The organism is Roseburia inulinivorans DSM 16841 (genome assembly GCF_000174195.1).
Lineage (GTDB): Bacteria > Bacillota > Clostridia > Lachnospirales > Lachnospiraceae > Roseburia > Roseburia inulinivorans.
On record NZ_ACFY01000165.1, the window covers coordinates 1 to 24,777 of the forward strand.

Below are 24,777 nucleotides of genomic sequence, written 5' to 3' on the forward strand. Positions count from 1 at the left end.
TTAATCCATATTGCAAGCGGCAGAACCCAAAGATGAAACTCTGGGAAGTGTGCCCTTTATCATCGACGAATCACAAGACATTGAAAACGACTGCATTTTGTCGTTACCTCCTTTATAGGCACTCATCCCATAACCGTGAGTTCCATAACGCAAATTGGCAGATTCTGTGGTGCGATTCACAGTGTTGATTGGGCATGTATAAGCGTCCTCTCACAAGTCATTCGTAACGTAAATGAAAGAAAAACGATATAAACAAATATTATTTTCTTTGTGAGCTATGGAGATAGGATTCTAACAATCTTGGGAAGCACTGCTTCTCAAGATTGTTGCTCAGAAGCCTATCGGAATGCCCAGCGAACAGAAACATAATATTTCGTTTATACCGTTTTTCTTTTTCATTACATATAAAATTCTGACTTGTGAAAGGACGCTTATGGTTGCCCCTTCACAACCTATAAAAGCACTACAGAATCTGCGACACTACGTCAATTAAACTCCGGGTTATTCATATCTCAATGCATCGATTACTTCCATCTTGGCTGCCTTGTTTGCAGGATAGTATCCGAAGAATACTCCTGTCAGCATGGAGAAGAATAAGGAAAGTACAATAGCGGATAAAGACGGCCGTACCGACATAATAATGTAGCTTGAATATTCAGAATACATATTCTGGATCACAAACTCCGCTGCTTTGCCTAATACAAATCCATTAAACACCCCGATCAATATCCCGATCATTCCACCAAAGATACAGAGTACGATCGCTTCTATGACAAACTGCATACGGATGGTGCTCCTCTTCGCTCCAAGTGCCATCCGGACACCGATCTCCCTTGTACGCTCGGTAATAGACACAAGCATGATGTTCATGACACCGACACCGCCTACGATCAATGAGATCAATGCAATGCCGGACACTGCGATCGTGATCACATTAATGACGGTATTGATCATTCCCATATCAGACGCCATATTATAGGTAGTAACATGGAAATTTTCATTGTTTGCATATTTCTCTTCAAAAAAGTTTGTAACATCTGTCGTTGCCTGATCGATATCAGCCAGGGAATTGACCATCAGGTTAAAGTTTGTGTAACCGGACTGATCCTTTCCCATCAGCTTAAAACAGGTCTGGATTGGAATAAACATTGTAGTATAACGGTCTTTTTCTGGGACGCTGGTGTCCACCTTGCCAAAAAGTGCTGCATTATATTCGTATATGCCTACAATTGTAAAATTATATAGATTTCCATCGCTGTCTGCATAAGTGATCTGTTCTCCTATTGGATTCTCATCTCCAAAATACTGCTTTGCCATGGTATCTGCCACAATGCAGACGTTCTTCTTTGTTTTGTTATCCTGTTTTGTAAGGTTTCTTCCGGCATACATCTTTAATTTCATATAATCAATATACTCGGAAGTAGTCCCCTGAACAGATACATTGGCATAAGTATTTTTATCCTGCCGGATCTGTCCGTTTCCAAGAAATTCAGAAGCTGCTATTCCATCAAATTCATCCGGATATTTTTCCACCAGTTCATCGATCATCTCCTGTGTCACAAAGTCCGATGTTTTCATTTCCGGGTATTCCCAGGTATCCCAGTCTGCATCATCTTCCGGATATCTTGCATCCACATATGCCTGAACCGTATTGCCACCCAGTGAATTTAAGGTGGATGTCAAAGTAGTCTGAATGGAATTACCGATCGTCGTGATCGTGATGACTGCACTGATACCGATGATAATTCCTAACATGGTCAGAATCGAACGCATTTTATTGCTGAAAATGCTGGTGATCGCCTCTTTTATATTTTCCAAAAACATCAGCCTTCACCTCCATTATCTGACACGATATTACCATCTAAGATCGTAACGATCCGTTTTGTCTCCGCCGCAAGTTCCTGTGAGTGTGTGATCAAAACGATGGTTTTTCCCTGCTCCTCATGCAGCTTATGAAAAAGATCCATGACCATATGTCCGGTTTTGGAATCCAACGCTCCGGTCGGCTCATCCGCTAAGATGATCGCCGGATCATTGATCATTGCGCGCGCGATCGCCACACGCTGTTTCTGTCCACCGGAAAGCTCGTTTGGTTTATGGAAAGCACGTTCCTCCATGCCAACCATTTTTAACATTTCCATGGCTCGCTCTTTTTGATTTTTTTCCCTCTCAGTACTATATAACAGCGGAACCATGACATTTTTTAATGCATTGGCTTTCGGAAGAAGGTTAAAATTCTGGAATACAAAACCAATCCTCTTGTTTCGGATTGCACTTCGCATGGAATCATCCATTTTATTTACATCTTTTCCCTCCAGAAAGTAAGTTCCCTCAGTCTGACGGTCCAGGACACCGATAATATTCATCAATGTACTTTTTCCGGAACCGGACTCACCGACGATGGAGACAAATTCTCCCTGATCGACTGACAGGCTGATCCCATTTAAAATCTGCAGTTCATTCGGCTTGCCTATGTAATAACGTTTTATAATATTCTCCATACGGATTACTGGTTCACTCACGATCATTCTGCCTCCGTACTCATCATGCCTTCTGTGTCAAGTGCCTGATTGGAATATATCTGTTCCGGAGTAAACACCTGACCTTCGGTGACAGAAAATGTATTATCGTAGATCAGCTGGTCGCCCTCTTTCAGATCGCCGCCTGTCACTTCTGTATAATAGTCTACCTCTTCACCGACTTTGATATTTTTCCGGACTGCGGTTGCTGTTCCATCTTCATTTGCTTCCGCTACCAGAACATAGGAATCTCCGTTGTCATCCTGCCGGATCAGATCATATGGAACTGCAAGCTGTGTGCCTCTGTCTTTGATCACAATTTTGGCTTTTGCACTCATTCCAACCAGAAGTTCTGTGTTGTCGATCGTGATCTCAGCAGAATAACCGCTTGAGGTATTGGTATCTGTACCATTTGTGTTGGTGGACTGATTTTTTACTCTGACCACACGTGTTACCGTACCTTTGATTTCTTCATCCCCTGTTGCATCCGTTGAAACGGTTGCAGGCATTCCTTCCTGGATCTTTAAAATGTCAGCTTCCTCAACATTTACGATCACTTTTAAGGAAGATGTATCCTCGATCGTGATCATGGTCGTTCCTGCTGTGTTTTTATCTCCGACTGATACATTGACGGCTGTGACAACTCCACCGATCGGTGCAGAAAGTGTACAGTCTGCAAGCTGCTTCTGTAACTGCTCCAGCTGGTCTTTTAAATCTCTGGTCGTGCTTGTCTGGTATTTTTGCATGTCAACGGTATTCTGGGCAGATGCAACGCTTCTGTCTGTGTTTTTTAGCACAGATGCATAATTGTCGTTTGCGGAATCCAATGCATTTTGTGCTGTCTCCAAAGATGATTTAAAAACATCTAATTTTCCATCATACTCAGAAGTATCTTTGTAGTTGTTTTTCAGATAATAAATATAATCCTCACACTCTGATACCTTTTTCTTATATTTATCAACATCAGCCTGTGCTTTATCGATCGTCTTCTGTGCTGCATCCAGTGCATCCTGCTGATCCTGTTTGTTCTGGGTAAGACTGTTCTGCTTCTGTGCCTCATCGTTTGCTGCAACAGCATTCGCATTATTAATATTTGTCTTTAACTCAGCAATCTGTTTTTCAATATCCTTCTGATCCAATGTCACAAGCGGATCACCCTCTTTTACAATGTCACCCACCTGAACGTTCACGGCTGTGATCTCTGCTGCTGCAAGGGACATGACATTTGTCTTGCTCTGTCCTGCGATCGTTCCCTTCAAAGAAACTGAATCGGATAAATCCCTTTTCTCTACCGGTTCTACCTCAACCGTATTCGCTGCTGTCTCAATCTGTGAAGTCATATTTTTAACAGCGCTGCCGATCAATACAATTACAATAGCTGCAATCACTAAAACGATCAGCCATACTTTCTTCTTTTTCTTTGGTACTTCAGCCACTTCTGTCTTTTTTCTTTTTTATGAAAGAAATGCTTTTTTTCCTTTACATTGTTGTCTTCCATGCTTACATGATCTCCTTTTTTTCCTTGTCTTTTTTGACCTATGGCAAATTGTACCATATTGTTTTCAGAAAAAAGGGGTTTAAGGCAATCTTAATATTTCTTACTGAAATCCTTAGGATTTGTTAAGTGTCCTTTCAGTTTATCCATATATTTTCCTGCCTCCAAAAGCTTCCTGTCATCGTCTCCTCTGCTCCTTAAAATACGTCATCATCTCATGTGTCAGGCTTAACTTCTCCCTATCCTCCGGGACATCGTGATAATCCACCCACTCTGCCACGGAGAGCTCTTCCTCGTCTAAGTGGATCTCTTCCTCCTCTGCAAGCTCACAGAAATAGCCGAGTAAAAGATTGCTGTCAAAGCCCCATGGCTGGCTCTTATAGTAACGGATGTTCTTCACAGCAAGTCCGACTTCCTCCATGACTTCCCTTTTGACTGTCTCCTCTGCTGTCTCTCCGATCTCTGTAAATCCGGCGATAAGCGCATACCTTTTGTACTCTCTGCCCGCATATTTTGTCATGAGGATTTTATCGCCGTGCGTGACTCCCACGATGACCGCAGGTGCGATCTTCGGAAATACCATGTTCGTGCAGCACGGACACTGAAGCATCCGCTGTGTTTCGCTGTGAACCAGTTTTTTCCCACATCTGCCGCAGAACTGATTGTCACGATACCACACAAATAAATGCCATGCAGTAGCAGCTGCGAGGACACGTTCCTTCGGCTGCATTGGACGGACATCAAACATCTTATAAAAACGAAACTCGCCAATCTTGGTATCCGCTCCTATTTCAGTCAGAAAGTATTCTTCCTCCCCTATAGAAAAAAGATAAATACAAGACGGCACTTCTCTTCCCAGTATATTTTCGTTGTAATCCTTCCACTGCTCATAAGTCAAAAACTGCAATTCTCCATTATATTCCAGATATACCGTTCGCTCTCCAAAACCAAACATCCTGCTGCCTGCATGCGGTACTTTCTTTTTATATGAATTATCCAATTGCATTGGTGCAATATCCTGTATCATTTCCTTAGATTCCTTTCATTTTGAAGCTTTTCCTATTGTAAAACATTTTGATTTTTTGTACAATAAGATTATATTGTTGTAAAAAAAGAGGCTGCCGGATCATGGCTGCTTCCAAGGGGTTTTTATCATGTATCACAATAAAAAAATCGGGATTTTTATCTCCCACATTATGGGATTTTACCAGAAGAATGTATGTCAGGGTATTATTGACAAAGCTCTGGAATACGGTTACACTGCTGAGATTTTTGCTTCTATGGATGGGGAGAATCTCGGGGACTACAGTCTGGGAGAGGAAAGCATTCTGACATTGCCGAATTTTGATGATTTAAGCGGTGTTATTTTTGCGTCTGAAACTTATCCAAACGAACAGTTAAAGGATCAGATCTATTCCCTGCTGAAAGAAAAATGTCACTGTCCTATCATAGAGATTGCTGTTTATAAGCAGCAGTTTCCTTCGGTTTCCTTAGAAAATAACCATCCTTTTTTTGATATTACAGAACATCTCATCACAGAACATCACTACAAAAATATCTGTTATTTTGGATGTGCCGATGAGAGTTTCTTTTCGGATGCCAGAGAAAAGTTTTACCGGGACGCATTAAAAAACATGGCATTGCACCACACGCACATTCCATCTATACCGGAACCTACACTGCGCAGTCCGCTGCTGAAGCACTCCGCTTCTTTGAAGAAAATGAAACAAAACCGGATGCGGTTGTCTGTTACAATGATAAACTGGCACTTTTATTAATGACTGCTGCCATCTCTGCCGGTTATCATATTCCAGAGGACCTTGCGATCACCGGCTGTGACCACAGTGAAGAAGGACAGAATCTCACACCTTCTCTCACGACCGTCTCTTTCCCTGTCTATGAACTTGGGGAAGCTTCCGTAGAAAAACTGATGAAATTAATCCATGAGGAAAATGTTCCTGCCATCACTGTGGTACATGCACAGATGGTTCTGGAAAATTCCTGTGGATGCAGTCTTACAAAAGAGACTCCTGCTATTTACTTTGAGCAGAAACTGACCAGTCAGATTGCTTCTCTGGAGTCTTCTATTTTAAGTTCCATGAAAATGTCTGCTGAATTCCAAAATATTGCCGACATAGATGAAGCGATGGATCTGTTGGAGAATTACGTTCATTCTATTCCAAACTGTTCCGAATTTTATCTGTGTCTGTACGCCAACTGGGACAGCGTTTCCCAGCACATACTGGAATTAACGGAAAATGAAATGGATTTTGAGCCAAGTCAGGATGAGATTATTTTAAAATTAAGTCTGCGGGATGGCAAAAGACTGCCGGAATGCAGTTTTACCAAGCGTTCCCTCCTGCCGGAACATATCTACAGACAGTCAGATTCTGCCTACCTTTATTTTCCGCTGTTCTTCAAGAATAAGACTTTTGGCTATATTGCCTTAGCTTACGAGAACAACCGCATTGACTATCACTTCCAGCTCGTGCACTGGTTCATGAATATCAACCAGTTATTAAAACGTTTGAGTGACGCAAAACGTACTTCCATCCTCGTCTCTCACTTGGAGGACATTTACACCAAGGATGCGCTGACCGGACTTTATAACAAACACGGCTATCTGCACCGTGAAACGCTGTTACTTCAGGAAGCTGCAGAAAACCAAAGTACTGTGACCTGTTTTCTGTTTGATTTAAACCGCCTGAAATATATCAATGACCACTATGGTCATAATGAGGGGGATTTTGCGATTCAGGTCATCGGACATGCCCTATCCAGTGTCACCCGTTCCACCGATATCTGCGCAAGATTCAGTAGCGATGAATTTTATCTGCTGACAATGGATTACACAAAAGAAGATGCCGATGAACTCCTCACCCGCGTCTATAAGTACTTAGATAATTATAATAAAATAAGCCACAAGGAATATAAGATCTCTGCCAGCGGCGGCTATGCCCAGTCCACACCGGGTGCATCCCTTTCCAAAGAAGATGTCAAAGCTTTATTTTCCAAGGCAGATGAACATATGTACCAGCAAAAACAGATTTTTCATCAGGATTTGGATAAATAAGCATTGTGACGGTATTCTGTCGGAGATACTCCACAGGTTGCTTTAAAAATTTTCATAAAATGCTTTTCATTGTCATACCCGACTGCCTGACTGATCTCGATAATCTTCATATCGGTTTCGGTCAGGAGTTTTTTTGCCTCTCTCATGCGGATTTCCTTGAGATAATTCACAAAATTGCTTCCGGTATACTGCTTGAATGAGTAGGAAAACAGGGAGTAATTCATGGAAATATAATTGGAGACAACCGCCATATTCAGATCCTTTGCATAATTTTCTTCTATATAATCCACAGCCATTTTGATTTTCTGTACATTCTTGTTCTGGTCATAGCTGCTATTGATCTTCTCATGAAGCTGCAACACAAATTCCATTACCTTGTCCTCGTAGGAATCGATACAATTTTCACTCCAGATTTCTTTGCATTCCAATAAAAGTTCTCCCTCTGTCTCTAAAGCATTCTGATAGGTTTTCTCTACCTCCGTAAAGAAATCTTTCATACAGCTCTCAAAAACAGCCTCATCAATTCTTCCATTTTTCACTTCATAAAAGAACTGATGAAAACTCTTTTCCAGATCGTCTGTATGATCTGTTCCGATCAACTGGACGCGTTGGATTCTGGCTGCCTCCTCTGTCAACTTAGCGGCCTCCGTGATAAGACCTTCCGGTATCTTTTCCTGAAATACACCGTACTGCGCTTCCACTTTATTGCGGACAAATGCTTTCTTTCGCATCATGACAGACTCCGCATATGCCTGACGGATGCTCTCTAAGCCACAATGCGCCGCACTGATTCCAATGTAACCATCCTGCAATTCGTTTTTCAATAAGAGGGAAAGGTTCTCTGCCGGAACAATAAAAATATCATTGTCATTCATATTTTTCATGAAAATATAATTATCGTCGGACAGTTCTCCTCTCTTGACCTGATTCTGGCAGCACACATAATAATTTCCGGTATAAAAATGATCTGCATACTGACTTTCGATTGTGCGCTGTTCCTCCCCGGAAATCTCATCAGAAAGCATCAGGTGCCGCATCTGCTGATAACCAATTTTCTGATTGTTCTCCTCTTTCTCTTTCCGGCTCTCAATCTCTGCATTGAGTTTTTTTAAGATTTCGGTGATTTTTTCACGCTCAATCGGTTTTAAAATATACTCCCGCACCCCGTTTCTTAACATTTCCACCGCATAGGCAAAATCATCATAACCACTGATTGCCACGGTAAGTGGAATATGTTCGAGGCTCTGCATTTTCTGTACCAGTTCGATGCCATCCATCTTCGGCATACGGATGTCCGTAAACATCACATCAATCTCCTGCTCTTTCAGAATTTCAAGCGCAGTCTCTCCATTGTTGCACTCCATAATGGTCTCGATTGGCACACCACTTCGCATAATCATTGTTTTGATTCCCTGACGGATCATTTTCTCATCTTCAACGATCAAAACTGTTTTCATTATCTTCCTTACCCTCTTCTAATCCTGTATCTCTCTTCTGTCACAGTCCCCTGTGCCTTTATTTTTCACTTATGCTCCGGGTCATTTTCCTCTGACTGTCTATGCGTGATTGGAATCCGGACCATAATTTTTGTATAACACCCCAATTTGGATGCGATCTCGATTCCATACTGATCTCCAAATGCAATATGGATACGGTCCTGTACATTTTTCAGACCAATTCCATTGCCGGAGCCTCCGTTGGAATCAATTTTTCCTGCAATCTTTAACCGAAGCTTCTCCACTTCTTCTTCTGACATACCTTTTCCGGCATCTGTGATCTCGATCACACAGTCATCTCCGTCTAAAATGCCCTTGATATAGATATTTGTGTCCTCTGCCATCTGTTCGATTCCATGATAAATGGCATTCTCGACGATCGGCTGCAGGGACATCTTCGGAATCTCCTGTTTTAATACCAGTTCCGGCAGGTTTAACGACAGATAAATCTCATAATCAAACCGCAGATTGATCAGAGCCATGTAGTTTTTAATGTACTCTAACTCCTGCTCCACAAGCACATTTCCTGATACCCACTTCATACTGTAACGCAGCAGTTTCCCCAATGCGGTCACCGCATCAGAAATGGCGTATTCTTCATCAATCTCTGCCATCATCTTAATCGATTCTAACACATTATAAATAAAATGTGCATTGATCTGATTCTGCAAAGCCCGGATCTCAGAATTTTTTGCTAACATCTCACGGTTTAAATTATCTTCCATCAGCTCCTTGATACGTTCCAACATCTTATTGATCTGCGTTCCGAGTTCGCCCATCTCATCTTTGCCACAGTTTTCGATCACGACATCAAGATCACCCTTCTGTACTTTTCGAATGGACTTTAAGATCTCATAAAACTGCTTTAACAGATGCTGCACAATACGGTTGATAAAGAACGCCAGCAATATGATAAATGCCAGCATGACAGCCACAAACACATCACGCATAAAATATACATTATGAACATTTTTTGTGATATCCTTCACACAGATCAGTGTACCGGAGAGTTCGCGCACCTGCATATAAGAGATTACAAGATTTTTTCCATCCAATTTTTTATAAATGGTCTGTATCTTGTCCTCTGTGGGACGCTGTTTTAAAATATCGTCAAGCAGCGCTGAAGATTCTGTCTGCTCTTTCTGTCCAAAATAGGTTACTCCCTCATCCGAATAAAAGAAACTCCACTCATCCTCAATTCCCTCGTACAGGCTTGGAAACATATTCTCCATCGTCATGGCAGACTCGATCACACCAACTTTTCCATTGGCACTGTCAATAATCGGTGTGACAAGTGAAATAATCTTCCGATTCTGGTTCATCGTATAGGAATTGAAAATATTATCTGTGTAATCAAAATTCCAGCCGACATATTTATCCTGCTTGGACCACTCCTGTTTTTTCATACGGGATGCATTGTATAAAATGGGCATCATCTCCTGCACACTGTCATTCACCGCATAGACACGGACACCATACAGCAATGGGTTATTGTCAACTAACCGTTCCAACGCCGACACTTCGTTATTTTTAAAATCCAGCCAGTCGGCCGTAGAGATTTCTCCCCCAATCGCAGATGCATTCAACATTTGAAGCAGGGAATCATCACTTAAGAAAAACTGTGTGGACATATTGATAGAATCAATCTTTGTCTTGATTCCATCCTCATTCCGCTGCATTGTATATTCCATGTAATCCATGTTCTCCTGCACCGCATTCTGCTCCATAACATAGAACAAAACCCCTGCTAACACCCCGATTGGAATCACCATAAACAGAATGATAATACTGGTAAATTTGATATTTAGCTTTGTATTTCGAAACAGCTCTCTTATTTTTTTCTATTCGCTAATTCCCATTTTTTCCTTTGCTGCATTCATTAATACTGTTTTCTGTTTCAAAACTTCCTGATAGCCCATGGCATTCCTTTTTCCCACAAATTCTTCAAATATTTCATCAAACTGTGCTTCATTTGATGCGAGAAGAAGCTTTGGCAGTGTCTCACTCCAGAGTTTGGTACATTTTTCATCCATAGCTGCAATTTCAGGACTTGTCGACAAACTCACATCATACTGTCCATTGTAGACTGTATATTTGCATGCCCACACGAGTAACTGTTCAGTAGCAGGACCTGCCTTCTGCTCCCACTGAAGTTGCATGACATTATTCTGCAGCATCCAATAAGCATCATCTGCGCCGTATAACCTGTCGTAAGTCTCCCGGTCGGAATTTAAAATTTTGCTGACGTCCTCTTTTAATACCGGCTTACCATCCACGATATCGTAAGTAACCCCTTCCACACCGAGATAGATCAACATCTGTCCATGCTCACTCATCATATAGTCCATAAACGCTATGGCGCGTTCCGGATATTTACAATTTTTTGAGATCAGCGTCAATGTCCATCCATTCATATTGTTAGTCGGCAGTGTCGGATCATCCCCATTGGAATTTCTCGGTCCCTCAACCGCCATGTAAATGCTGTCCGGATCATTCTCATACAATGCTTTTTGCTGTGAGATCGTATCACTGTACTGATAGAGCATACAAAAATACCGACCTTTTGCCAGTTTTTCTTCCATCTGTATCCGTGTATCCACAAAGATATCATTGGCAAGCAGCCCTTCCTCCCCCAGTTCACGGAACATTTTTAACCATATAACATACTCTGGGTCTGTATATCTGTCATAATATTTCCCATCCTTTTCCCACGGAACCGCAAGAAAATTCATCAGATATTTGTCAAAGGAAACATTTCCCTGATTATCAAATACATGGGATCCCACCGGGATCAATTTTTCCCCATTCACCTCAGGAAACATCTCTGCCGCTTTCTCCACTGCTGCTTTAAATCCTTCCGGTGTTGTCATATCCGGACTTCCAATTGCCTCATAAATATCTTTACGTACCAGAAACGTCTGATTGGATATGATGTCATCATGCTCTTTCACCTGTTTTGGTGTAACCGTGGAACACGGATATCCATAAATATTGCCATCATCCATTGTATACCAGTTCACCACATCTGCATCTGTGACCTGCCAGAAATAGGCATCATAATCATCTGCAAGTTCATTTAATGCATAGACCATGTTCTCTTCGATCATCTGGTTCACCTGTGGCTCCCAATACCCTAATGTGATCAGATCAGGCAGAGAATCCGATGCGATCAGTGCATTTAATTTTTCTGTTTCATTCCCGATTGGTGTAATAAAATTAATATTTACTCCTGTCTCCTCTGTAATCTTTTGAGAGACTGCATTCTCTCCCCACGGTATTGCAAACTAGGAATAATTGACATACCAGTCTAACGTAACAGGTTCTCCGGCATATTTTTTCCATGCCGGTGTATCCTCATCACCCTGTGAGGTGTCCTCCACCTGAGATGTCTCCACAGCCTGTCCTTCTCTTTCCGCTCCGCAGCCCGTCAAAACATTTGTCATCCCGGCTGTCATGGTCACTGCCATGCCCCATGCGATCATTTTTCTGATTCTGTATGTAACCATAAAACTTCCCCTTTATTTCTGTTTCCAAGTATCTTTATCATACCATTTTCTTTCGTTTCCCGCAAACCCCGACAGAGCAAATTTCCTGTTTTCATGACATTTTCCGAGTTCTTTTTACTTTCTTTTTAAACACACAAAAGCGCTACCCCAATTTTTTGAGTAGCGTTTCTGTTTTTATCTATTTAGAGAAGAATATGGTAAGGAAACTATTTTATGTACTGTCATTATTCTTTTACAGCACCTGCAGAAATACTGCTGATGATGTATTTAGAGAAGAATGCAAATACGAGTAAAATCGGAATAACAGAAATTGCAACGGCGAGATAAATTGCGCCCTGGTTTGCAGTAATATCTGTTGATGCCCTTAAAGTTGCCATCATAACCGGTAATGTAAATTTCTCATTTTTATTTAAGATAATCATAGGTAACAGGTAAGCATTCCATCCACCGATGAATCCCATGATACTCATGGTTGCAATCCCAGGTGACATGATTGGGATTGCGATTCTGTGGAATGTATATAACTCGCTTGCTCCATCAATTCTGGCTGCCTCGATCAGTGAAGGTGGCATAACGGAAAGTACATACTGTCTTAAGAAAAATACGGTTCCCGGTGAAGCAATTGCCGGAATAATCAATGGGATATAAGAGTTTACCAGATGAAGTTTGGTACATAAGTTATAAAAACCGATCAGACCAAGCTGTCCAGGTATCATCATGAAAATTAAAATCGTCATGAATAATACTTTATTTCCCTTGAATTTGTACATTGCCAGTGCATAAGCTGTCATAGCGGAAAAGTATGCACAGAGTAATGTAGATGGAACTGCTACTTTCAAACTGTTCCACATACCTAAAAACAGGTTGAAGTATTTAAATACAGTAGCCCAGTTTTCTTTTAAATAAACACTCGGAATCAGAGTAAATGATTTCATAATCTCAGATCCGCTTCGTGTTGCGTTGACAATCATTAATAAAAATGGAAACATACACACTACACTAAGCAGGATTAGTAAGATATATAAAATTGTTTTTTTGATTTTATATCCAATGCCGTTCATAGTAATCCTCCTTATTTCGTCTTAGATGAAGCCCGTTTTTTTGCACGGCGTGCTGCTGCTTTCTCTTCATCCTGGTTAAACACTTTTAACTGTATAATGGAAACAGCTAAAATGATAAGGAATAATACATAGGCGATTGCGGATGCATAACCAGTCTGTGTTGTTCCTGTTGTAAATCCAAATTTATAGAGATACATTACCACGGTGTATACGGAGTTATAAGATGCCCCTGCCGGATTTGACATCAGATACGGCAGATCGAACATCTGTAATCCACCAATCAGTGATGTGATTGCTACATAAAGTAACATCGGTCTTAATAATGGTAATGTGATTTTTCCAAATACGGTCCATCTTCCGGCTCCGTCAATTGCTGCTGCCTCGAAATAATCTTTTGAGATTCCCTGCACACCAGCCATTAACATAATAAAGGAGTTACCAAACCACATCCAGGAACTGATCACTGCGATGGTCACACCTGCTGTTGCAGATGATCCAAGCCAGTCGACCGGAGTGTAATTTGCACCAAATAACCGATAGATGCTTGCAATAATCTGGTTGAACGTTCCATAACGCCAATCCAGTAATGTCTGAAATAAGAATGCAACAGATGTTGCTGCAATTAAGTTCGGTAAGTAATAAATAATACGGAAAATTCCAAGTCCTTTGATTTTGTATTTGATATCACTAAATACAATGGTAAGTAAAAATGCAAGTCCGAGCTGTAATACGATATTCACACCCCAGATCCTTACCGTGTTCCAAAGCGCTCTCCAGAAAAATTTGTCTGTGAATACACGCTTGTAGTTGTCAAACCAGACCCAGGATGTCACACCGACTCCTGCAATCTTGGCATTTGTAAAACTGAAATATAAGGTTCTTAATACCGGATAAACACTAAAAATACAAAATACAATAACAAATGGTAAAACGAAGAAGTATCCCACGTTATCATATTTTTTCAAACCATTTTTATTCTTTCCCATATTCTGCCATTCTCCTTCTTCATAACTATCTCAGAGGATAGCCATTCTTTTCCTGTACTCTTTTGTCTTTTCTTACAGTCTGCACATTCACTGTGCAGACTGTAAGAAAAATGATTTTGGAGATATTTTTATCTGTTTACTGTGATTTCAGGATATGTTGCTTCAATTGTATCGTAGAAGTCAGAGATTGCCTCATCCTTTGTCTTCTCACCAGTTTTAACAGAAGAGACTGCATTTCCCCAAGCATCGCCGATACCTTTGTCGTATCTTGTTACTTTAGAAGTATCAATGTACTGTGCCTGATCTAACCAGAACTGGTATAATTTCTCACCACCGTAAATCTGGTTCTCATCATCTTTGTGTTTATCAAGAGCTGATTTCAAAGAAACTGTATCACCCTGTGAGTATTCAATCCACCAGTTAGCTGTATCTTCATTTAATGTACAGAATTTTACGAATTCCCAAGCTGTGTCTTTTCTTTCAGACTGAGAAGAAATACCGATATATGTACCACCGTCAAATCCTGCTGCTGGTCCAGAGCAAACGCCCCATAATCCAGATGTCTCGCCTACGTTATCTCTCATAGTAAGTACACCCCAGGAAGGAAGACCAAATGCGAATACAGTTGTTGTATCAAGTCCTTTTGTTGCCTCTGCGAACTGATCTGCATCCCAAACGTTAACGGAATCATCTGCATTAGACTGGATATCTGCTGTTAAGATAGGTACCTCGCCAGCCATAGCCTGATACCAAGGTGTTGACCACTGGCTTGCATATGCTGTTAAGTCATTCTGATATAAGTCAACGCAAAGATCCATGTAATCAATTCTGGACTGGTCAACATTTAATGTTCCATCTACTACCCATGCACTATCACCGGAGAATACGTTCATCTCTGCATCAGAAGAGAAGATTCTGTATCCAGCATCTTTTAATGTCTGAGCTGTCTCTAAGATAGTAGGATAATCTTTGAATAATTTTCCAACTTCGTCCGGATCATCTGTTCCGAATACTTCTTTTGCGATATCTCTTCTGTAGTAGATACCTGCTGGTGTGATCTGGTAAGAGATTGCTCTCTGGATACCATCGTCATCCTGTCCAACCTGCCATACATAATCAACGATCTGATCTGCATAATCCTGTGCATTGTATGGTGCCTGGTTTAAATCCTCGAAGAAACCTGCATCAAAGAAATCCTCTAACATCTTTGGCTCACCAACGATGATATCCGGTTCTTTTTCTCCTGCAAGTAATGCTGTCTGAACTTTTGTTGGGTAATCAGCTGGCTCGATAACAACCGTATCAACCTCTACACCTGTCTGTTCCTGAAATCTCTTGCCAAAATCGATCAAGTCGTTTGATAATGTCCATACAACTAACTTCTCATCGCTGGATGCATCTGCTGTGTTTGTGCTCCCCTTTGCCTCTGTTCCTGCTGCATTATCACTTGTGCCTGCTGTGTCGCCACATGCTGCCATGGATAATGTCATTGCACTTACGAGCAATACTGATACTACTTTTTTCCAATTCATATATAATCCTCCTTGTTTTACGAAGCAAAATCCGAACCCATTGGTGAGGAGAGGATTTTGCCTCCTTATTGTTCTGCAGAAAAGTGAATTTGCTTTCTGCTGTTACACAACACTTTGTTGTTTGTTGATAATTGAATTATAAGTTCAATCCCCTCTTGTAAAAATGCTTTAAATTTTAAAATGGTGTCTTTTTTTTAGGTGTCCTTTCTCCCATCAGCGCGGATTCTTTTTCTGTTTCTTCCCAGAACTTTTTGTTTTCGTAGTCCGTTGTGATAATTTTCATGCGATATTGTACTATATGTGTCGTTCTTATCGAACATCAATCTCAATGGATGTCACAAGCCCCTCACGGACATCCACTGCTATTTTTTCTCCTGCAACGCCGCTGCCCACATTGGCAACGCTTCCATTCTGATAGATAAACTTCATGGAAGCAATCTCATAATGTCCCGGAATGTAGTCGGTGACATCTGCAAACTGATACGTTACCTTTGTCTTTCCAAACAGCATGGCAGATACTTTTCCATTTTCCGGAATCAGATATGCCGGTATCGCCGGCTGTGGTGTGAAATGCAGTTCTCCGTTTTTCATGGATAAAATATGGCTGCCAAACATCATCTGTTTCCACATACTGATAAACTCGATGGTCGATCCACTTAAACGTGCCACAAAACCTTTGCCATGATATGCTTTGTTTGGATTTTTACTGCTTGCGATAAAGGATGAGTTCTCATAAATACTTCTTCCGTATACTTCCTTATCCAAAAACGGGATCGCAGCTTTATGGAAATCCTCAAAAAAAGCTTCATACATGCCATTTCTGATCAATTCCAACAGATACTTATATTCCATATGAAGCCAGATAGACTCATTCTCCAGCCAGCCCGGTGTGAAGGCTCTCGCCCTGCCAAGTTCAAAGGATGCATCCTGCAAAGAAGCGTTGACCTTATACATGGAAAGCTTCTCATCATAGAGATCACTGTGTCTTACCTGCTCATATAAGTTTTCCTTTTTCTCTTTTCCGGTCTTTAATTTCAGATAGCGAACCGGTCCCTCCAGAAAATATGGAACTTCACGAACCATAAATTTTAATGGCTTGCAGCCGTCTTTTACTTTCTCATACTCTAAAACTTCATAAGTAAAATAGGTCGGGCAGATGCCATTTCCCAAAATGCATGCTTTTTCAATTCCGAATGTTACTGTTTCCAGAAAATCATTTAAAATTTTTACCACTTTCTCTGTGGAAACAAGATACTTCCCCCCGGATATTCCGGAGAATACTTTCTCACGGTAAGCCTCTTTTGCATCGTTGATCTGATTCCAGAAGGAGAGGACTTCGCCCTCTTTTTTCACCTCTTCGGCAGTCGTACAGCCCTGTTTTTTACAGTAGCCAACCGCTTCTTTTTCGCTTGCATTGATCAGGTCAAGCTGCTGTAAGAAATCCGAAAATTCTTCGATCAGTTCCAGTTCTCCCGGATATCGTTTTAATGCTCCGATCGTGTATTCCAACATTCTGGCAAGCTCATAGGTCTCTGCCATCGAAGAACCAAACATTCCCGGCATACCGTTTAACGCATCATACCAGCCAGGTTTTCCGCCTTCCATCTCCACACCCATACCGTAAGCATCCAGTGCTGCAAATTTTGTGGCGCACAGTAACACTAATTTTTCCAGCAGCGTCATCTTTAAAACTTCTCCAGACTGACCTGCTTCATGCACCAGTTTTTCTTCCGTATTTCTGCGGCTCTTCTCATTCAATGCATGGTACTGTCTCAAACCATTTTTCGTCTCCTCATAACGTTTGTATCTCGGATTGATATTCACCTGTGAGAGGAAGGTCGTGTAATCTCTCTCGTACAGTAACTCTTTCTCTTTTTCCGGGAATACTTCCAGATAATCTTCCACAAGATCGAGATTGTAAGTCCAGTGGTCACTCCAGTAGCCCTCTAAGAAATTGCCGTTCACAAGTCCGTCCGCCTGATCGATGATCTGGGAAAATAACAATTCTGTGTCCTGTTCTCCACACAGTTCCTCTAACTTCCTGTACAAAGCCCCCGGTGTGAATGGTTTTTTGATATATTCACAAAACTCCTGTTTTTCCTGCTCGGTTGTAAGTAAATTTTCGTGAAGAGCCAGCAGACTTTCCGCTTTTTCTTCTGCTACCTGATAAGTCAGTTTTTCCACGCCCAGTGGGTTGTAACCATCTAACTGGATCAGGCTGTAAAATGTTTTGATATTCTCTCTTCCCACAAAAGGTGCAAAGAAAGTGTCACATCTGCGGTTCTGGTTGACATCCCTGAAATTTCCATTGCCCTGTGAATAAAACTCCGGCAGCATGGAAAAATAGTTGTAATCTCTTTCCAGATCGCCATGTTTTCTGGAGTACACGTAAAAAATCTTATGGTTGCCAAGTTTGATCGGATAACCACCTCTTAAGACATTATCCATATAAGTATACTGGCAATAAGCATCAAAATCTTTCGACGCTGTCTCCGTTGCGATTCCGCTGCAAAGATGTTCTACCAGTTCTTCTGCCTCTTTTGCTTTTGCGTTAAAATAAACTGCGTCCAGTTTTTTGGCTGCATATGCCTTCAACAGTTCTTTGTTCTCCACCTGTCCGATGATCTCATAGAAACAAATGCTCTCATTCGCTGCAAGATCTGCCTCTGTTCCATAAAAACTACATGGCAACTGGTTCATGGTGATCTGCTCTTTTGCGAGCAGTTCTTTTAATGCCGTCTCTTCAAATCCAATCGGTTTCTGTAAGGAAGTATCATAGGAGAATACAACCGTCGGATCAACGACCGGCTGTATTCTCGTACCATCTGCAAGACATCCAATGGAAAAATTACCCCCCTCCACCTTTGTGACTGCGGCGGTATCTGCCATGCTGGCACGCACGCGGAAATACGGGCGTCCCTCTTTCACATCCTCGACCTGCATCCACGCTTTGGATGTCTGGCACATGTTTTTCATACTGTCAATTCCAACTCCATATGGAATCAGTGCCGGCATACCGTCTAAAACTTCTATTTTGGCATGTTCCCCGGTTGCATTGGTAAGTTCTACCTTACGCACCAGTGCACCGATTTTTTCTCCCGGAAGTGTAAAATATGTTACCTTTGCATTCACTCCAAGTACGTCATTTTCCTCTTCAATTTTTAATCCGTTCATGGCAATTTCCATGCGGTGTGTCTGGTTTTCATCTGCAAAAAGCTCGGTCACTTTTCCATCTTTTTTTACAAAAGTACGGAATCCTGTCGTTTTCACATTCTGGTACGCCTGATGCGCCGGATAAAATTCCATGATCGAATGATCTTTATTGTCGACTCCGAAACTGACCACGCACTGTCCACGATTTACATAATAACACCAGATAGGGATTCCCTTCTCTCCGGAAATACCTGGAAGAAAGCTTGCAAAAGTGCCCTTTTTTTCCATAGTTTTCAATTAAAAATTTTTCCTCTGCCATATTCTTCTCCATTCCATTTTTTGCAACTGTTTTATAATGTAATATTTCCCTGGGCAAGAACCACTTCGATCTGATGTGTCTCATTGCCAGAAAGTTTCTCGATCATATTCTTAGGAAGAATTGCCTCATGCTGTTTTGGCACAAAATTTATCTTCTCTCCGTCCACCGTTACATCTGCAATCTGATATTCTCCATAATCCTTTTCTTCGCGGTTCAAATAAGTGATCTTCCAGTTTTTGTCTGCGAACTGCAGTGTAAGGGATGCCTTTTTCTCTTCATCAAACTGCTCTTTTAAAAGTTTTGGTTCTAAGATCATATCACCGACCTGACCTCTTACTCCGAACATCTCTGTGATCACCGTCAGCATATACCAGCTTGCAGCTCCTGTCAGATAATGGTACATACCACGTCCTCTTCCATTGAAGTATTCCGGAATTCCAGGATAGATGCGGCTTACTTCGAAGTTTGCCGACTGTCTGTACAATGCATGCAAAGACTTATAACCTTCCTTTGCAAATCCACGTTTGTAAAGTGCATTGGCATACATCACTGCCATATGGGAAAAGACTGCTCCGTTTTCTTTATCTCCATAGGAAAATCCAAACATTCTTCCAAGATCTGTCTTGACTTCCCCGAAATCTGTATTCAGACGGTAGCCACCTACTTTTTCATCATAGAGATAACGGTCTGCACTCTTCGTGATCTGCCGGATCTGTTCGTCTGTCGCAGTGCCAGCCATGATGGGAAATACCTGACCGGTTAACATCATGCGGACACCGGTTTTTGTATCTCCTTCTACCTGACGTCCATGATTATCATAGTAACCGTTAAACCAGCCGCTTTCTTCCGAATCCTTTACCCACTCATTTTTCCGGATATGCTCCATTAACCACTCCGATTTGTGACGCAGGTTTTCAGTCAGTTTTTCAATGGAGATCTCTACTTTTTCTCCGCTTGTGTCATGCTCACACGCATGTAAATATTCCTCTAATACATGCAGCTTCTTCTCAACAGAATCGTATAATGCCGGATTATCTTCCAAAAGGCTCACAATCTCTGCCAGAAGGGAAACCGTTTCTTTTCCGGTTTTCTTCCGGTATGCTTCCAGCAATTCTGCAATATCGGCAAGGTTGCCTGCATAAGCATTGGAAAATGCCACGCTCTCGCCCTTCTCAGAAGCCATATCCAGCGCATCATTCCAGTCTGCGCCGCGCAGTCTTATGTTATTGTGTTCTCCAACTTCGTAAAAAGCGGTAAGATTCTGTAACAGCAGATGCTCTAAAATCGTGCCCTCTTCCCGCACGCCACGCTTGGTCTTCTGCCAGCAGCCATAGGATTCATCCCACAGTGTATCTGTCCTGGTTCCTCTTGCGATCTGTTTGTCTTTAAAATAAGCAGCCTCTTTTTCTAACAGTTCAAGATCTCCGGTCTGGTCAATATAAAACTTTGTTGTGATCATTGGCCATACACCATGATCCATCCACACTCTTGTGATATGATTCCGGTCTGCAACAAACTCTCCCTGTTTACTTCCGATGATCGTTGCATTACTTCCATCTACACGGACACCGGCAAAATTATCAAGCAGCATCTGTCTTACTCCATCTGGATTCATGATCAAAAGTGCCAGACAATCCTGCCAGAGATCACGCCAGCCCCTTCCTCCCTTTCCGTAATCATGATGCGGAAGGAAGGAGCAGCCATAAATACGGCGCAGGATTGGCTGAAAACTTACCCAGTGCATAAACTGGTTGAAATCCGAATCTCCGGTATGATAAGCGACATTTACTTTTTCCTGCCAGTATGCCTTTGTTTTTTCCAGTTCTTCCAATACCATCTCTCTGGTTGTATAAGTTTTGGAAAGATTCCTGATCTCCTGAATATCTTCTGTAATTCCGGTAAAGATCAGATAACTGCATTCCTCTTCCGGCTCTAATGTGACCTCTGAAAAATGAAGACCTCCAACTGCCTCTAATCCTTCGATCCTTGTTCCTGCTTTGACACCCTCTGCATTTTTTACAATGGCATATGGTCTCTCAAAGTTACCGCCCTCTCCGACAAAATCCTCTGCTGTCGGATAAAAATCTACCGGCTTTTCTCCATTGCCACTCCAGCCCACGCAGTAATAAGTCATATGATTGACCTGATGTCCTCTCTCATCGAAAGACAATGTCGGTGTCACCAGAACGCCTATGTCTGTCGTTTCAATTCTATGTAATAAAGATGTTACATGTCTGTGGTCACGGATATTGTCCGCGCTTCTTCCATATAATGGTATCGCCGCCGTCGGTGTAACTGTCTGTGCCATGCGTCCTGTGTTTGTGATCGTCACCAGCATGACCTCAACGTTTTTCTCTACTGGAATAAAAGAAAGTATTTCTCCGCGAAGCTGATACTTTTTGGATTCCCTTGTCGTCTTCTGCCACATAAATCCGGCTGTCACTTCACTGTCATCCTGCATTTCCGTAAATTTCTTACTTAACGCTTCTGCTGCATTACCAGTCAAAGACCAGCTTCCGATTCCCTTCACATTGCACCAGAAGTTTCTGCTGTTCCGGTTATTGACAAGATTTTCTGCACTTACCGGCTCCAGTAAAAATGTATTCTGATCTATCTTCGCATCACCGCCGAGATTCGGTGTTAAGGAACTTTTCAACCCTGCTTCCCCTGCAATTGGAAAATAAAGATAGCTGATATTTTCCGCTTTTTTCAAATGGAATGTTCCCTGTGTATCTTCAAATTGATATCCTTTCATCCTGATCCTACCCTTCCTACTTTGATATTTTTATTCTAAAAAAGCAAGGCACAAAAAAAGGATACTCTTTTTCAAAAAGGTATCCTTTTTTTATATCTTACCGGATCAGACCGTTCTCATATTCACAGATCACTTTTCGTTCTCCTGCAAAAGTCACCGAATCTCCCGATTCATTGATAATATGGTTCATGCCCGGATATCCGGTCAGCATCACGGTACAGATATTGTGTACTTTCACTCCATTCTTATCCGGCACCTCCATGGCGGTGTCAAGTTCCACAGACGCATCACGGTTATACAGGTAAACGCCAAGCCCCCATGCCTCAAACGTATCCACAGCATCATCCACATAAAAAGAAGCGTATCCATTCTTCTGTCCCTCATGGCTCATCCAAACCTCCTGGTTTGGAACATCATATGGGATCTCGCTCTGATACATATACACTTTTCCGTGATCTCCATTCCATACCGTCTGATACTGTTCAAAATGTTCTACCATCAGCGCATACATCGTGACATCATCCCCGTTGATGATGATTCCATTTTCTGCCTCGTTTTTCTCCCACGCAACATTGTCTCCGTGGTCTGCACGCCATACCCAGAAGTTATCCCCGACCACATGGTTGCTGTTGATCGTAGCGCAGCACTTTACGCTTACCGGTGTGTCTGTATCTGTTCCTCCGACATGGAAAAACAGATCGCTTAAATAAATATTTTTTCCATTATCCTCTGATTTCTGACCCTCGTTACCGATGACAAGAAGATTGTCTGATTTTATTTCCCCGGCATCAAAAAGTAATCCTGCAAGGATCAGTCCCTGCACATTCCCTGTTTCCAGGCAGACGTTTCCTTTTGCTGCACGCAGGGTTGCCAGTCCCATGCCAAGCACGATTGTATCCGGACGATTTACAGCAATCGGTTCCTCAAGGTCATAAATTCCAGGTGTCAGAAGCAGATTTTTTCCTTCTTCCAATGCCTGATTCATCGTCTCTGCCGTATCTTTCTCCGGCTTTGCAACATAAAACTGGTCAATCGGAATTTTTTCTCCCTCGCTGCCATTTTCCCATGAAACACCGATAGCATTTTCCCGCTCTTTTGGCACATAGACCATATAACCTTCCTCATCATCATAGATCAAAAACGGTTTTTCCTGCATGGCTTCGGTCTTTTCCACCTCTGTGTACGGAACGACCGGCCAGGTTCCGGTTGGATTTTTTTCCTTCCTCTGTGCCGACAAAGACCATATTCCAGTTAGCCCCCATCCACGCTTTCCAGTTACAGTTTCTGGAAAGCCATTGCTGCTGTGACCCGGAATCTGTCATCAGGTCGGTGTTGGAGTCCGCCAGAAATCCGCCACTGCACCATCCGTATTCATCATGCAGAAACAATGCACCATCGACCTGCACTCTCCGCATAAACGTTGCCTGCGAGACTGCCCACATCGTGTTCGTTTTCAGCTCGATGTTTTCCACTCCGCGCCAGAAATTGCAGCACGCATTGTGATTCGACGGATCGTCCGAAAGCCATCTTGCGGTACATTGCAGGCTCTGTAATTTTGTGTCAGTCGGAAGTTCTCCAAGCCCTGCCACCTGTGTATAAAACCCAACATCCGCCTCGATCGTCTCGTCATACTCTCCCGGCATAAAATATATGGCATAACGCGCCTCCCCAAACTGATCTGCTTCCTGTTTCTCATAAATAGCATCCAATGTTTGTGCCACCTGCCCCGGATCATCCTCCGGCGAAAAAATATAGGTATTTTCGCCAAATAATTCTGTATGAAACTCTGCATCCCTTGTTGTCATATCTTTTGTATCCATTTTACTGCTTTCCTTTGTTCCACACCCCGTCATAAGCATACACGCTGCCCCGAATAAAAGCAGCATTTTCCCACAGTGTCCTTTTTTCATGATTTTTTCCTCCCTCTCCCTTATCAGCATAACGGTATCCGGGCACAAAAAAAGGACACCTTTTTTCACAAAGGTATCCTTTTTCCATATAGAAATATTTTTTTAAAAGTACTCCATAATAAAGTTTTTCTTTGGATAAAAAATCTGCCCGATGGTTCCATTCTGTATTACCTTCTGATCCAGTATCTCTACCGAATCGTAATCTGATATCTCACCCTCTGCAAATCCCCGGAAAATACCGTGTGCAAAATCTGCAATATCCATGGTAATCTACGGCACCTGATCCTGTGGCATACGCTCAATCGCAGTCAGTGTTCCGTTGGTAAAACGAATCCAGTAACTGCCGTTATTTTGTGGTAATACAGAATTGGTTATCCCAAGGATCACCTGTCCGTTTCCACGGTAAGCCGCCTTTTTCAACACACGCTCCACATTCACCACTCTCACCATGCCAAGCGGTATCTGATTTTCAGAAAAAGCTCCCATAGACCATTCCTTTACCAGACATTCCATCGTCTTGCATGCAGGAATCGTAAAGATTACCTGCACATGATCGCTTTCCATTGTTTTTACCAGTGCTAAAAATCCCTGAAGGCCTTCCTTCCCTGCATAAACTAACCGAGTGCAGACAACAATCTGTCCCTCGTTCCGCATCTCTTTATGGATGGTAAAATAAGCTGACGGCTTCCCACTGCCACGGTAATACAGGTATGTAAACTCCTGATCCTTATACGGATTAGACTCTGTCACAAACGCATATTCATAACCTTCATTGTGGATCATACCGTTATACTTCACTTCCCATGCTCCGTACAACTGCTTTACATCTGAAAGCACCTGTTTCCGGTTGGATTCATCCACCAATACAAAATAGCCATCTTTCATATCAAAAGAAAGAATCATGGACAAAAGATACTGACACTGCTTTCCGAAACATCCAATCTCGAAACCGAATTTCCGATAATACAACAT

General features: G+C 42.0%; 19 protein-coding genes. 2 read left to right on the plus strand and 17 right to left on the minus strand.

The window, feature by feature from the left end; all coding sequences use genetic code 11:
* Nucleotides 1-501: 501 nt before the first annotated feature.
* The 4 genes from ROSEINA2194_RS17800 to nudC all read right to left on the minus strand — a co-directional run bounded on the left by ROSEINA2194_RS17800 (nt 502) and on the right by nudC (nt 5,041).
* Complete coding sequence (locus tag ROSEINA2194_RS17800) at nt 502-1,824, minus strand: ABC transporter permease (RefSeq protein ID WP_009860964.1); 1,323 nt, start codon at nt 1,822-1,824, stop codon at nt 502-504.
* Entirely contained in the window at nt 1,824-2,528 is a 705-nt protein-coding gene (locus ROSEINA2194_RS17805; RefSeq protein WP_009860965.1) for an ABC transporter ATP-binding protein, read from the minus strand. The genes ROSEINA2194_RS17800 and ROSEINA2194_RS17805 overlap by 1 nt, the downstream gene beginning before the upstream one ends.
* Complete coding sequence (locus ROSEINA2194_RS17810) at nt 2,525-3,955, minus strand: efflux RND transporter periplasmic adaptor subunit (protein ID WP_044928800.1); 1,431 nt, start codon at nt 3,953-3,955, stop codon at nt 2,525-2,527. The genes ROSEINA2194_RS17805 and ROSEINA2194_RS17810 overlap by 4 nt, the downstream gene beginning before the upstream one ends.
* 237 nt (nt 3,956-4,192) lie before the next feature.
* Complete coding sequence (nudC, locus tag ROSEINA2194_RS17815; RefSeq protein ID WP_009860968.1) at nt 4,193-5,041, minus strand: NAD(+) diphosphatase; 849 nt, start codon at nt 5,039-5,041, stop codon at nt 4,193-4,195.
* Between the two features lie 127 nt (nt 5,042-5,168).
* Between nudC and ROSEINA2194_RS17820 the strand changes: the two genes are divergently transcribed.
* Together ROSEINA2194_RS17820 and ROSEINA2194_RS17825 are read left to right on the plus strand one after the other, a co-directional pair.
* Nucleotides 5,169-5,792, plus strand: coding sequence for a type 1 periplasmic-binding domain-containing protein (locus tag ROSEINA2194_RS17820; protein WP_044928803.1), 624 nt, complete (start codon nt 5,169-5,171; stop codon nt 5,790-5,792).
* Nucleotides 5,675-7,087 (plus strand): substrate-binding and GGDEF domain-containing protein, encoded by a 1,413-nt coding sequence (locus ROSEINA2194_RS17825; protein ID WP_252832746.1) that lies wholly within the window; start codon nt 5,675-5,677, stop codon nt 7,085-7,087. The genes ROSEINA2194_RS17820 and ROSEINA2194_RS17825 overlap by 118 nt, the downstream gene beginning before the upstream one ends.
* Here ROSEINA2194_RS17825 and ROSEINA2194_RS17830 read toward each other — a convergent pair.
* From ROSEINA2194_RS17830 to ROSEINA2194_RS17875, 13 genes are all read right to left on the minus strand, one after another.
* Nucleotides 7,069-8,544: a response regulator transcription factor gene (locus ROSEINA2194_RS17830; RefSeq protein ID WP_009860972.1), complete on the minus strand. Its 1,476-nt coding sequence runs from the start codon at nt 8,542-8,544 to the stop codon at nt 7,069-7,071. The two genes, ROSEINA2194_RS17825 and ROSEINA2194_RS17830, sit on opposite strands and share 19 nt — an antisense overlap.
* 65 nt (nt 8,545-8,609) lie before the next feature.
* Nucleotides 8,610-10,310 (minus strand): sensor histidine kinase, encoded by a 1,701-nt coding sequence (locus ROSEINA2194_RS17835; protein WP_252832744.1) that lies wholly within the window; start codon nt 10,308-10,310, stop codon nt 8,610-8,612.
* Nucleotides 10,311-10,424: 114 nt separating this feature from the next.
* A complete protein-coding gene (locus ROSEINA2194_RS17840) occupies nt 10,425-11,861 on the minus strand; it encodes an extracellular solute-binding protein (protein ID WP_330370618.1) in 1,437 nt (478 codons plus the stop codon).
* 6 nt (nt 11,862-11,867) lie between these two features.
* Nucleotides 11,868-12,089, minus strand: a complete 222-nt coding sequence (locus ROSEINA2194_RS22390) for a hypothetical protein (protein ID WP_227970655.1) — start codon at nt 12,087-12,089, stop codon at nt 11,868-11,870.
* Nucleotides 12,090-12,313: 224 nt separating this feature from the next.
* A complete protein-coding gene (locus ROSEINA2194_RS17845; protein ID WP_009860977.1) occupies nt 12,314-13,150 on the minus strand; it encodes a carbohydrate ABC transporter permease in 837 nt (278 codons plus the stop codon).
* 11 nt (nt 13,151-13,161) lie between these two features.
* Nucleotides 13,162-14,136, minus strand: a complete 975-nt coding sequence (locus tag ROSEINA2194_RS17850) for a carbohydrate ABC transporter permease (protein ID WP_009860978.1) — start codon at nt 14,134-14,136, stop codon at nt 13,162-13,164.
* A 128-nt stretch (nt 14,137-14,264) separates the two neighbouring features.
* Nucleotides 14,265-15,668: an ABC transporter substrate-binding protein gene (locus ROSEINA2194_RS17855; RefSeq protein WP_009860979.1), complete on the minus strand. Its 1,404-nt coding sequence runs from the start codon at nt 15,666-15,668 to the stop codon at nt 14,265-14,267.
* 309 nt (nt 15,669-15,977) lie between these two features.
* Nucleotides 15,978-19,109 carry a hypothetical protein gene (locus tag ROSEINA2194_RS17860; RefSeq protein ID WP_009860980.1) on the minus strand — a complete coding sequence of 1,044 codons (3,132 nt, stop codon included), beginning with the start codon at nt 19,107-19,109 and terminating at the stop codon, nt 15,978-15,980.
* A gap of 62 nt (nt 19,110-19,171) precedes the next feature.
* Nucleotides 19,172-21,895 carry a GH36-type glycosyl hydrolase domain-containing protein gene (locus ROSEINA2194_RS17865; RefSeq protein ID WP_009860981.1) on the minus strand — a complete coding sequence of 908 codons (2,724 nt, stop codon included), beginning with the start codon at nt 21,893-21,895 and terminating at the stop codon, nt 19,172-19,174.
* Nucleotides 21,896-21,992: 97 nt separating this feature from the next.
* Complete coding sequence (locus ROSEINA2194_RS19965; RefSeq protein WP_172727168.1) at nt 21,993-23,132, minus strand: pectate lyase-like domain-containing protein; 1,140 nt, start codon at nt 23,130-23,132, stop codon at nt 21,993-21,995.
* Complete coding sequence (locus ROSEINA2194_RS19970; RefSeq protein ID WP_172727169.1) at nt 23,023-23,805, minus strand: hypothetical protein; 783 nt, start codon at nt 23,803-23,805, stop codon at nt 23,023-23,025. Before ROSEINA2194_RS19970 ends, ROSEINA2194_RS19965 begins: the two co-directional genes overlap by 110 nt.
* Before the next feature lie 102 nt (nt 23,806-23,907).
* Entirely contained in the window at nt 23,908-24,069 is a 162-nt protein-coding gene (locus tag ROSEINA2194_RS21385; protein WP_009860984.1) for a hypothetical protein, read from the minus strand.
* 6 nt (nt 24,070-24,075) lie between these two features.
* Nucleotides 24,076-24,777, minus strand: a complete 702-nt coding sequence (locus ROSEINA2194_RS17875; protein ID WP_009860985.1) for a GNAT family N-acetyltransferase — start codon at nt 24,775-24,777, stop codon at nt 24,076-24,078.